Annotated in this window: 12 protein-coding genes and 1 pseudogene; 11 read left to right on the top strand and 2 right to left on the bottom strand. The window is 68.6% G+C overall.

Annotated features, from left to right (window positions below; all coding sequences use genetic code 11):
- From AC1EJR_RS26990 to AC1EJR_RS26955, 8 genes and pseudogenes are all read left to right on the top strand, one after another.
- Positions 1 to 535, top strand: a pseudogene (locus tag AC1EJR_RS26990) (hypothetical protein); the annotation flags it as partial.
- 170 nt (positions 536 to 705) lie between these two features.
- A complete protein-coding gene (locus tag AC1EJR_RS26985) occupies positions 706 to 1,161 on the top strand; it encodes a hypothetical protein (RefSeq protein WP_092294269.1) in 456 nt (151 codons plus the stop codon).
- On the top strand, positions 1,158 to 1,856 hold the full coding sequence (locus AC1EJR_RS26980; protein ID WP_477147840.1) for a C39 family peptidase: 699 nt from the start codon (positions 1,158 to 1,160) through the stop codon (positions 1,854 to 1,856). Before AC1EJR_RS26985 ends, AC1EJR_RS26980 begins: the two co-directional genes overlap by 4 nt.
- 14 nt (positions 1,857 to 1,870) lie before the next feature.
- Positions 1,871 to 3,031 (top strand): hypothetical protein, encoded by a 1,161-nt coding sequence (locus AC1EJR_RS26975; RefSeq protein WP_477113100.1) that lies wholly within the window; start codon positions 1,871 to 1,873, stop codon positions 3,029 to 3,031.
- 78 nt (positions 3,032 to 3,109) lie between these two features.
- The gene (locus AC1EJR_RS26970; RefSeq protein ID WP_092294275.1) at positions 3,110 to 4,561 is read left to right on the top strand and encodes an acetate kinase; all 1,452 of its coding nucleotides are present in this window, start codon (positions 3,110 to 3,112) and stop codon (positions 4,559 to 4,561) included.
- A 183-nt stretch (positions 4,562 to 4,744) separates the two neighbouring features.
- Positions 4,745 to 5,257 carry a DUF1269 domain-containing protein gene (locus AC1EJR_RS26965; RefSeq protein ID WP_441644634.1) on the top strand — a complete coding sequence of 171 codons (513 nt, stop codon included), beginning with the start codon at positions 4,745 to 4,747 and terminating at the stop codon, positions 5,255 to 5,257.
- A gap of 311 nt (positions 5,258 to 5,568) precedes the next feature.
- Positions 5,569 to 6,717 (top strand): ABC transporter substrate-binding protein, encoded by a 1,149-nt coding sequence (locus AC1EJR_RS26960; RefSeq protein ID WP_441593789.1) that lies wholly within the window; start codon positions 5,569 to 5,571, stop codon positions 6,715 to 6,717.
- A 69-nt stretch (positions 6,718 to 6,786) separates the two neighbouring features.
- Positions 6,787 to 7,572, top strand: a complete 786-nt coding sequence (locus AC1EJR_RS26955; RefSeq protein WP_092294281.1) for an SDR family oxidoreductase — start codon at positions 6,787 to 6,789, stop codon at positions 7,570 to 7,572.
- On the opposite strand, the gene AC1EJR_RS26950 is transcribed toward AC1EJR_RS26955, so the two are convergent.
- Positions 7,554 to 8,444 carry a LysR substrate-binding domain-containing protein gene (locus AC1EJR_RS26950; RefSeq protein WP_477147839.1) on the bottom strand — a complete coding sequence of 297 codons (891 nt, stop codon included), beginning with the start codon at positions 8,442 to 8,444 and terminating at the stop codon, positions 7,554 to 7,556. The two genes, AC1EJR_RS26955 and AC1EJR_RS26950, sit on opposite strands and share 19 nt — an antisense overlap.
- 112 nt (positions 8,445 to 8,556) lie before the next feature.
- Between AC1EJR_RS26950 and AC1EJR_RS26945 the strand changes: the two genes are divergently transcribed.
- The 3 genes from AC1EJR_RS26945 to AC1EJR_RS26935 are packed head-to-tail and all read left to right on the top strand — an operon-like array spanning position 8,557 to position 11,313.
- Entirely contained in the window at positions 8,557 to 9,918 is a 1,362-nt protein-coding gene (locus AC1EJR_RS26945) for an acyclic terpene utilization AtuA family protein (RefSeq protein WP_477147838.1), read from the top strand.
- Between the two features lie 12 nt (positions 9,919 to 9,930).
- On the top strand, positions 9,931 to 10,287 hold the full coding sequence (locus AC1EJR_RS26940; protein WP_092294287.1) for an AtuA-related protein: 357 nt from the start codon (positions 9,931 to 9,933) through the stop codon (positions 10,285 to 10,287).
- A 57-nt stretch (positions 10,288 to 10,344) separates the two neighbouring features.
- Entirely contained in the window at positions 10,345 to 11,313 is a 969-nt protein-coding gene (locus tag AC1EJR_RS26935; protein ID WP_441593784.1) for a Bug family tripartite tricarboxylate transporter substrate binding protein, read from the top strand.
- Positions 11,314 to 11,400: 87 nt separating this feature from the next.
- Here AC1EJR_RS26935 and AC1EJR_RS26930 read toward each other — a convergent pair.
- A partial coding sequence (locus tag AC1EJR_RS26930; RefSeq protein ID WP_284454490.1) for an IS3 family transposase occupies positions 11,401 to 11,513 on the bottom strand: 113 nt, incomplete at its 5' end.

Below are 11,513 nucleotides of genomic sequence, written 5' to 3'. Positions count from 1 at the left end.
GGGTTCGGGCACGGGCGGCGCAGGCGCGGCCGGCGGCACGGGCACCTCGACGGCAGTGGGCGGCACGGCCACGGGCTCGGGCGGCGCCGGCGGCGCAGGCACGGGCGGTGCGGCAACGGCCACGGCTKGCGCGGCAACGGCCTCGGGCGGCGCAGGCGGCGCGCAAACCAGCACTGCCGGCAACGGCGGCACGGGCGGCGCGGCGGCCAATGGCAGCGCCACATCGTCGGCCTCGAACGGTAGCGCCACGGCCGGCAACGGCGCTGTGGGTGCCGCATCGGGCACGGGCGGTGCAGGCGGCGCCGGTGGCGTGGGCAATGGCGGCGCGGGCGGTACCGGCAACGGTGCAGTGGGCGGCGCTGGCGGCAACGGCGGCTACAACGTCGTCGATGCTGGCGCCTTCAACATGTCCAACACCATGACCAGCGTCGGGCAATCCGCCGCAGGCGTCATGATCGCCAGCCAGAACAGCGGCATGGCGTCGCTGGTGCAGCAAAGCGTCAACGTCCAGGCGAACGTGAATGCCGGTCGCTAAGTCCGAGTGAGTCCTCCGGCTTCGGCCGGAGGCTTGCACGGTTGGCATTCGAGATGACGGGTATCCCGGCGCCTGCAAGGGCCGGGATGCTTGTCTGTCGAGGTGCCTGGGAGGTCCGATACCGTGGCCCGGATGGGAGCCGCGAGGTCGGAACAAGAGGGAGACGCACCATGTGTTCGCATCGCTCCGCTGTCATGGCAGTCACGACAGCTCTCCTGGCCTGGCCGTTCGCCCAGGCTGTAGCAGGACCACCGACCGCCGAGGCATCGGCCGTGGCGGTGGCCAGCAGTGAATCGGGCGCAGCCACCGCGGTGGCCGGCGCAGCGGCAAGCGTCACGGCGGTCAAGCCGGACGCGGCACCCAGGAACAATCTGTTCGGCACCACGGCACGCGCGGTTGGCAGCGACAAGCTGGACGGCGTACGCGGCGGCTCCGAACTCGTCGTCAACGACATGCGCCTGCACGGCACCGTGGCGGACAACGCCGCCATCAACACGCTGTCTGGCAGCAACATCGTTTCCGATGGCGCGTTCTCGAACGCGGCGGGCTTGCCCACCGTGATCCAGAATTCGGGCAATAACGTGCTGATCCAGAACGCGACCATCCTCAACGTCCAGTTCAAATGATCATGCGCCGCCTGTTGCTGGCCGCCGCTACCGTGGCGGCGACGCTGGGGAGCTTCTCCGCTGCCCGCGCCGACTACATCAACGTGCCCGCCGACGGCGGCAAGAACTACTACGTGCCGGTCACCAGCCTCCGCGAGGCCCGGTATCGCACCACCATCCGCCAGCAGTTCGACTTCAGTTGCGGCTCGGCCGCCATCGCGACGCTGCTGACCTACCAATACGGCTACCCGGTCACGGAGCAGGTGGTCTTTGCCAACATGTACGTCAACGGCGACCAGGCCAAGATTCGGGCCGAAGGGTTCTCGCTGCTCGACATGAAGCGCTTTCTGGAGTCGCGCGGGTTMCTGGCCGATGGCTACGAACTGCCGCTCTCCAAGCTGGAGGAAACGCAGGTACCGGCGATCGTGCTGATCGTCGAGAACGGCTATCACCACTTCGTCGTGGTGAAGGGCGTGAAGGGCAACCGCGTGCTGATCGGTGATCCGGCACGTGGCACGCGCGCGCTGGAGCGGGAGCATTTCGAGCGGATCTGGGACAGCCAGCTGCTGTTCGTGATCCACAACCGCACAGAAAACGCGCGCTTCAATCTGGTGTCCGACTGGCGCGTCGCGCCCTCGGGCCCCTACTCTTCGGGGATCAACCGCGACAGCCTGTATTTCACCGTCATGCCCAAGCATGGCGTGAACGATTTCTGAGTCGAGGAGCAGTCATGGTCCTGACAACCGCTTCACCCGCACTCCGGCGCAGAGCCGGCAGTGCGGCGGCGATGGCCCTGCTGGGCGCGGGTCTGGCCTGCGCCGGCAATGCCTACGCCGACATGGGTGCGCCCATGCCCGATACGGCAATCGACATCGCGCTGAGCGCGACCGCCGACGTCCCTACCGTGCCCGCAGCGCCGGAACTCCCGGCCGTGGCCGTGTCCCATGCCATCGATCTGCCAGCGATGCCCACGCAAGTGGAGCTGGCCGCCGATATCCCCGTGCCGCCGCCCGTTGAACGCGTGGCGGCACCTTCCGTTAACCCCGTTGTCCCTGTTGCCCAAGCGCCTGCGTCCGAGGGACCGGTGGCCAGGGCCCCCACGGCGAAGCACCGCGCAGCCGAGGATCCGCTGGCAAAGGCCATGACCGTTGCCACGCGCGACCCCGACGCGCCGGTGACCGATGCACGCGGCGGCATGGCCAAATGGAAACCGGTGGCGCAGGCGCGGCTCGACAAACAGCGTGGCGGGTTTGACGTGGCCGGCCTGCAGGTCAGCTTCGGCATCGACCGCGCGGTCTTCGTCAACGGCGCGCTGGCCGTGGCCACCAGCATCAACATTCCCGATGTAAGCCGCATCACGGCGGCGCAGGCGCAGCAGCTGCAAGCCACGCTGGGCGGCGTGGCGGCTGCCGTAGCCAACGCCAACAACGCCGCCACCGGCGCCGTGGCAGCCGCCAATGCCGCGGCCGCCAATGCACAGGGTGCGGCGGGCGCGGCGGGGCAGTCGGCCACCGCCACGGCCAATGGCGCGGCCGCCAGCGCCCAGGGCGCGGCAGGCACGGCCCAGGCAGCGGCCAACGCAGCCGCGCAGGGTGCCAATGCCACGGCGCAGGGCGCGGCGGGCATGGCCTCGCAGGCCGTGGCCACGGCCACCGGCACGGTGACCACCAATGGCCTGTCGAACGTCGTGCAGAACGGCGCAGGCAATACGGCCAACGTTGGTGCGATGGCGAACATGCCGAGCACGGTGATCCAGAATACGCTTAACAACCAGAGCATCCAGAGCCTGATGACAATCAACGCCAGCGTGAACACGCTGGCGGCGTTCCGCACGCAGATGGCAAATACTGCGCTGAACAGTGTCATCCAAAGGACAGCCAGCATGAGGTAAGTCGCGAATACGCGGACAAGCGGTACAGGTTGCGGGCTCCTGCGAGACAGCCCGCCGTCCCCGGGGGAGGAAGACGTCATGAAGAAGCGTTCGCTGCAGGGCATCCGTTTTGCCGGCTGCTCGACGATGCTGTTGCTGGGCGGCATGAGCCACGCCCAGACACCGCCGGACGCGGGGCCACCGGCCGCCGCCCGGCTGGAGACGCTGCAGAAGGAACTGACCGAACAGTCMCGGCAGCTCGAAGCCATGAAGCGCGCGCTGGCGGAGCAGGAAGCCACCATCCGCGAGCTGCGCAATACCATCAGCCCCGACTCCCTCGCGCGCAAGCGCGGCGGCCAGCGTACCGGCGCCGATGTGTCCACCAACTCGGCTGCTGCGGCCGCCGGCAGCAGCGCCACCCAGATCAACAACACGGTGCAGCAGGGCATGCAGCAGCAGGCCCAGCAGCAGCCTGCCGGTCCGGGCGATCCGCAGAACCAGGCCCCGCCAGACAACGTGGCGCAGGGCGCCCAGCAGGGCGAGTCCCTCGCCGGCGCCGAGGAGCCGGTGGGCCGCGCGCCGGTGTCGGACGGCCGTCCGCCCGAGATCGCCCCGATCTTCGACCAGCCTGGCGTGCTGACGGCCCAGGGCAGCCTGGTGGTGGAACCGAGCTTCCAGTACGGCTATTCGTCGAACAACCGCGTGGCGCTGGTCGGCTACACGGTGATCCCGGCCGTGCTGATCGGCCTGATCGATGTGCGCGAGGTGAAGACCACCACCTACCTCAGCGCGGTGGCGTTCCGCTACGGCCTGACCAAGCGGCTCGAGATCGAAGCCAAGGTCCCCTACGTCAGCGCGAAGTCGCAGACCGTGAGCCGGGAAGTCTTCACCGGCAGCGCGTTCGACAACGTGTTCAACTCCAGCGGCAACGGCCTGGGCGACGTGGAGGCGACGCTGCGCTACCAGCTCAACTACGGCAACGAGAAGATGCCGTACTTCATCGGCTGGCTCCGCTACAAGTCGAATACCGGGAAAGATCCGTTCGAAGTGGTGACCGATTGCGTGACGCGCTGCGTCAGCAATACCACCGGCACCGGCCTGCCGCTGGGCATGCCGACGGGTACCGGCTTCCAGGCGATCCAGCCGGGCGTGACCTGGCTGCTGCCGACCGATCCGGCGGTGTTCTTCGGCACCTTCAGCTACCTGCACAACTTCGCGCGGGACAACGTCAGCCGCACCGTGCTGAACGGCCAGACCGAGTCGCTGGGCAAGATCGCCCCGGGGGACATCTTCCAGTTCAACTTCGGCATGGGCCTTTCGCTGAACGAGCATGCTTCGTTCAGTATCGGCTATGACCAGAGCATCATCTGGCCGACCAAGCAGAACGGGCAGACCATTCCGGGCTCGGTGCGCATCACGCAGGGCACGCTGCTGGTGGGCTACTCGTACCGCTTCAGCCCACGCTACACGCTGAACCTGTCGGTGGGTGCCGGCCTGACCCGCGACACGCCGGACCTGACTGTCACGCTGCGCCTGCCGATCACATTCTGACGCAGGCAGATAGCGCGAGGTGACGCGCGGCGCGCATGCGCGATGTTTCAAGCRCGCGTCACCACGGAGCGTGCCGCAGCGCGCCTTGCAACCGGTCTGCGAACGGAGTAGAACGAACCTATCCCGTCCCGCACCGACGGATACCCAAGCCGGGGCGGCCTGAGCCTGAAGAGGAGACTAGCCATGCGCAAACGCATCTTCTGGTTGTTGCCCGACCTGCCAAGCGCCCGCCGCACCATGGACGACTTGCTGCTGGCCCGCATCGAGAATAGCCACATCCATTTCGTGGCGCGCGATGGGTCAGACATGACCGGATTGCATGAGGCGAACCTGTTCCAGACCTCCGACATCGTCCACGCCGCCGAGATGGGGCTGATGGTGGGCGGTGGCGTGGGGATCGTGGCCGGTGTGGTGGTGGCGATGTTCCCTATCGTCAGCGACACGCCGCAGTGGGGCCTGGTCGGCGTGCTGGCCGTGCTGGGCGCGGTGTTCGGGGCCTGGGCCTCGAGCATGATCGGCAGTTCGGCCCCCAACAGCCGGCTGCGCGCCTTCGAGAAGGACATCGAGGACGGCAAGCTGCTGCTGATGGTGGACGTGCCGCGTGGCCGCATCGAGGAAATCGAGATGCTGCTCCAGCGCGCCCATCCGGAAGCCCGCTTCGCCGGGATGGACCCCGCAGTGCCGGCGTTCCCCTGAGCCCTTCCTGGGCCCTTTGCGGAACGCTTCGCTGCATTGCAACGCTTAGCCTGCGCGCCCCCGTGGCGCGCCCCGGCGCACGGCTTGTCGTGCGCCACGCTGCGGCCACACCCGCGCCGCCACCCGGAGCTTTACAGGCAAACGGTGTGCTGCCGCAGCAACACCCCTCCCGACCCTCCCCATCTGGATGTTTGAACATTTACCCCCGTTGAGGTAAGTTGCGGGCATCGCACGGCCGTCCTCACGGGGCGCGCCGCGCGCCGCAGCGGCAAAAAATTACTAGTCAGCCAGCAGCTTTTGGAGGGGTCACAATGAACGCAAGGAGCTTTGCGTGCGGCATGCTTGCCGCCACGCTGGGGTTTGTCGCGCCCGTGGCGGTGCACACCGCGCACGCGGAACCGGGGATCAGCAAGGGCACCATCCGCATCGGCCAGTCGGCCGGCGTGACCGGCCCGGTAGCCGGCTCGGTCAAGGAGCAGATCGCCGGGGCGCAGGTCTACCTGAAGACCGTCAACGCCAACGGCGGCGTGGCCGGGCGCCGCATCGAGCTGGTGACCTACGACGATGGCTTCGACGCCAAGCGCACCCCGGACAACGTCCGCAAGCTGATTGCCGAGGACAAGGTCTTCGCGCTGTTCATGGTGCGCGGTACGCCGCAGAACGAGAGCATCCTGCCGATCATCGGCGCGGAGAAGGTGCCGCTGGTGGCCCCGCTGACCGGCGCCATCACACTGCATCGCCCGGTCAACCGCTATGTGTTCAACGTGCGCGCCAAGTACCAGGACGAAGTGGCCCGCGCCATCAACCACCTCGCCACCTCCGGCATGAGCCGGATCGCCATCTTCTACGCCAACGACGGCTTCGGGCAGGACGTGTTCGAAGGCTTCACCACCGCGCTGCAGGCGCGCGGCGTGCAGCCGGCGGCGGCGGCCTCGTTCAACCGGCCAATGGGCGATATCGGCCAGGGCGTGGCCAACGTCCACAAGGCCAATCCGCAGGCCGTGATGGTGATCGGCTCGGGTTCGGAAGCCGCGCGCATCATCAAGGAACTGAAGCGCGCCGGCAGCGAGGCGCAGTTCGTCACGCTCTCCAACAACGCCGCCGACTCCTTCATCAAGGAACTGGGCGATGACGGGCGCGGGCTCATCATCACGCAGGTGGTGCCGGGCATGAACTCCAGCCAGATGAGCATCGCCAGCGAGTACCGCAGCATGGCCAAGGCCCAGAACGTGGAGCCGAGCAACGCGGGCATGGAAGGCTTCATGTCGGCGAAGGTGCTTGTGGAAGGGCTGCGACGCGCCGGCGCGGAGCCCACGCGCGAGAAGCTCGTGACCGCGCTGGAAGGCCTGCGCGACTACGACCTCGGCGGCATCCTGATCAGCTACAGCGCCACGCGCCACACCGGCTCGTCGTTCGTCGAGATGTCGATCGTCTCGTCGACGGGCAAGCTGATTCGCTGACGCATCAGGGAACCCCCGGCGCCATGCCGGGGTGTTTTTCCGGCTGCTGCGCTGCGGTATAGTCGCCGCATGCCGATTTCCACCGCAGTCTCCCCGTCCCCCTTTTCGCTCGATGGCCGCGTCGCGCTGGTCACCGGCGGCGCGCAGGGCCTTGGCCGCGCGATTGCCGCCGGCCTGGCCGCCGCGGGCGCCCACGTGCTGGTCTGCGCGCGCAGCGCCGACCGCGTGGCGGACACCGTGGCGCAGTTGCAGGCCAGTGGCGGCAGCGCCGAAGCCCTGCCGCTCGACATCACCGACGAAGCCGCCGTCGCCGCCACCTTCGCGGCGCTCGCCACCCGGCCGGGCCGGCTCGACATCCTGGTCAACAACGCCGGCACCCGCAACCGCGCTTCCATGGTCGATCTCGACGCTGGTGACCTGCGCGCCATGCTCGAGACCAATCTCGTCGCGCCCTACACGCTGTGTCGCCACGCTGCGCAACTGATGCAGCGCGGGCAGTACGGGCGCATCGTCAATGTCTCGTCGATCGCCGGGCAGGTGGCGCGCGCCAACGACGTGCTCTATCCGGCCACCAAGGGCGGGCTGGACGCCCTCACGCGCGCCATGGCGGCCGATCTGGGCCGCCACGGCATCACCGTCAACGCCATCGCGCCCGGCTACTTCGCCACCGAGCCGAACCAGTCGATGGTGGCGGACGGCACGGTCGCCGAATGGCTGCGCAACCGGACCTCGCTGGGCCGCTGGGGCCAGCCGGACGAAGTGGCCGGCGCGGCGGTCTTCCTCGCCTCACCGGCGGCATCGTACGTCAGCGGGCAGGTGCTGGCCGTCGATGGCGGCTACCTCGGCCACTTCTGACGCAGGCAGTCGATCATCGCCGCCGCGGCGGCCGAATCGCCCCGCTCCTTGAGCCGCACCAGGCAGATGTCGCGCACCAGCGACGGCATCTGCAACGGCCGCACCGCCAGCCCCTCGCGCCGGAACTGGAACAGCGCCAGCGCCGGCACCACCGAGACCCCCAGCCCCGCCTCCACCAGCGCCGCCACGGTGGCCAGGTGCTCCACCTCCATCACGCCATTGACCCGCAGCGGGTGCAGCGCCGCATCCAGGTGCTGGCGCACGCTGCTTGTGCGGGAGAGCTGGATGAAGGGCAGCCCGGCCAGCGCCTGTGGCGCGATGCGCCGCTTTGCCGCGAGCGGATGGTCTGCCGGGCAGACCAGATGGAAGTTGTCGTGGACCAGCGGCTCGATGCGCAGGTCGGCATCCTGGGCCGGCGCCGGGGCCAACGCGAAGTCCGCCTGCCCGCGCCGCACGAGATCGATGCAGCCATCGGCCAGTTGATCGTGCAACTCCAGCGAGATGCCGGGGTAGCGGCGATGGAAGTCCGCGAGCAGCGGCGGCAGGTCGCCGCCCGCCAGCGAGGGCAGGGCGGCGATGGCCACGCGGCCCTTGCGGCGCTCGGCGTGGTCGCGCAGGTCCTCGAATGCCGTCTCGAAGTCGGCCAGCAGCCGGCGCGCCACTTCCTCGAAGCGGCGGCCGTCCGCGCTCAGCTCCACATGGCGCGTGGTGCGCTCGAACAGCCGGCTGCCGGCCTGCTCCTCCAGCGTCTGCACCAGCGTGCTGAAGKCCGACTGGGAGAGGTGGCACGCCTGCGCCGCGCGCGTGAAATTGCGGTGCGTGGCCAGCGCCACGAAGGCGCGCAGGTGCTTGACCGACAGGTTCGGGATCATGGCAGGCTGGATTTATCCACAGAACCGATAGATTAATCCAAATGATCTGTTTGATGGTGGGAGCGGCGAAGCCTAGAATCGGATCGCCTTCCCCCCTCTTCCGCGAACGCCCATGACTGCTCCCCTGCTGATCGGCTCCGGCGCCGGCTTCTCCGGTGACCGTACCGATGCCGCCTTGCCCGTGGTGCGCACGCTGATCGCCGCCGGCGGCCCGGCGGCCCTGATTTTCGAGACGCTGGCCGAGCGCACGCTGGCGCTGGCGCAACTTGCGCGGCGCAGCGATCCCGAGCATGGCTACGAGCCGCTGCTCGACCAACTCCTGACGCCCGTGCTCGGCCTGTGCCTGGCCAACGGCATCCCCATCGTCGGCAACTTCGGMGCGGCCAACCCGCGCGCGGCGGCGCGCCGTATCGGCACCCTGGCGGCGCAGCTTGGCCTCGCGGCACCGCGCGTGGCCGTGGTGGAGGGCGACGACCTCTCGCACGACGCCGGCCGCGCCGTGCTGCGCGGCATCGTGGGCCTGTCCTTCCCGGAAGCGCGCTTCGTCTGCGCCAACGCCTATATCGGCGCGCGCGGCATTGCCGATGCCCTGCGCGACGGCGCGCAGGTCGTGGTCTGCGGCCGCGTGGCCGACCCCGCCCTGGCCGTGGGGCCGGCCATGGCGCACTTCGGCTGGGCCTGGGACGACTGGGACCGCCTGGCCGCCGCCACCATGGCCGGCCACCTGCTCGAATGCGGCGCCCAGGTCAGCGGTGGCTACTTTGCCGATCCGGGCATGAAGGATGTGCCGGACGTGCACGCGGTGGGCTTCCCCATCGCCCAGCTCGACGCCGACGGCCGCATCGAGATCTTCAAGGCGGCCAACACTGGCGGCTGCGTGGACCTCCGCACGGTGAAGGAGCAGCTGCTGTACGAAGTCCACGATCCGAGCGCCTACCTGACCCCGGACGTTGTGGCGGACATCGGCGCCGTGACCGTGTCCCAGATCGGCCCGGACCGCGTGGCGGTGCGCAACATCCACGGCCACCCCCGGCCCGAGCAACTCAAGGCCAACCTGTTCTATCAGGGCGGATGGTTCGCGGAGGGCGAGATTTCCTATGCGGGGCCCAACGCGGCGGCGCGCGCCCGGCTGGCGGCCGACATCCTGCGCAAGCGGATGCAGGGCCTCGGCCACGATGTGCCGATTCGCTTCGACCTGATTGGCGTGCTGAGCGTGTTTGCCGACGATGGCGGCGCCATGCTGGCGGCGCCCCAGCCGGGCGAGGCCGCCGCGCAGGATGTGCGCCTGCGCGCCGCGCTCGCCCACGAGGACAAKGCGGTGGCCCAGACGCTGCTGCGCGAGGTCAACGCGCTCTACACCTGCGGCCCGGCCGGCGGCGGCGGCGTGCGCACCGCGCTGCGCGCGCGGCTCAATGCGATGTCGTGCCTGGTGCCGCGCGATGCGGTGTCGCCCACCCACGTCCTCGTTGCCTGACCGGAGACCGCCATGACTGCCACCACCGCCGCCACCGCCCCGCTCTACCAGTTTGCCCACGGCCGCACCGGCGACAAGGGCGACCGCTCCAATATCAGCGTCATCGCCTACGACGCGCGCGACTTCGATCACCTCGTGACCCATGTGACCGAAGACGCCGTGCGGGCCCTGTTCGCCCACCGCCAGCCCACGGCGGTGAAGCGCTACGTCGTGCCGTCCATCCAGGCGATGAATTTCGTCATCGATGGCGTGCTCGACGGCGGCGTCAACGACGCCCTCAATCTCGACACGCACGGCAAGGCGCTCGCGTTCCTGCTGCTGGGCCTGCCGATTCCCGTGCCGCCGCGCCTTGCCGCCGGCACTTCCTGATCGATTCTTCGCTTTTTCTGATTTAGCGACCTCTTACAACAARTCGAGGAGACAACGATGTACGGATTCCGCAGCCCGCTTACCCTGGTCGCGCTCGCCTGCCTGGCCCTGCCGGCCGGCAGCGCCTGGGCCGAATACCCCGACAAGCCGATCCGCTTCGTCGTGCCGTTCGCGGCCGGCAGCGCCACGGACCAGCTCGCGCGCGCCGTGGGCCAGGCCATTACCGTGGACAGCAAGGTCACCGTGGTGGTGGACAACAAGCCCGGCGCCAACGGCTTCATCGCCGCCAGCGACGTCGCCAAGGCCAGCCCGGACGGCTACACGGTGCTGATCACCACCAACACCACCCACGCGGCCAACGAGCACCTGTTCAAGAAGCTGCCCTACGACCCCGTGAAGGACTACGCGCCTGTGACGGCGCTGGGCCGGGGCGGCCAGATCATGGTGGTGAACCCGCAGGTGCCGGCCAAGACCGTGGGCGAGTTCATCGCGCTGGCCAAGAAGGAGCCGGGCAAGCTGAGCTTCGGCAGCGGCAGTTCGTCGTCGCGCATCGCGGGCGAGCTGTTCCAGCAGATGGCACACGTGCAGTTGCTGCACGTGCCCTACAAGAGTAATCCGCTGGCGATTACCGACCTGCTCGGCAACCAGATCCAGATGATGATCACGGACACCGCTACCGGCCTGCCGCAGGTGAAGTCGGGCAAGCTGCGCGCGCTGGGCGTGTCGGGCAAGGCGCGCTCGCCGCTGGCGCCGGACGTGCCGACCATCGACGAGGCAGGGGTGAAGGGCTACGAGATGAGCTACTGGTTCGCGGCCTACGCACCGGCCGGCACGCCACCGGCGGTGGTGACCAAGCTCAACCAGCTGCTGGTGAAGGCGGCGAAGAGCGACACCGCGTCCACGTTCTATCAGTCAACCGGGACCGAGGTGTTCACGAGCACGCCGGCCGAGCTGGCCAAGTTCCAGGGTCAGGAATCGGCCAAATGGGGCCGGATCATCAAGTCGGCGAACATCCAGCCGGAGTAATCCGCCCACGCAGAAACGGGTACGCCCGCTGCTATGAAAAGACGCCCGCTATTGTGAACTGACCCCCAGAAGTTGGACGGTTGATGGCTAGGCCGGAAAGGGCTGAGTCCTGTATTGCACGGGACTCAGCCCTTTTAGTTTGAGCTTGATGCGGTCATGATTGTAGTAGTGAATGTATTGGCGCAGTCCATCCTGCAGTT

The organism is Cupriavidus sp. 05T42 (assembly GCF_056396345.1).
This window is presented reverse-complemented; position numbering and strand designations above follow the sequence as displayed.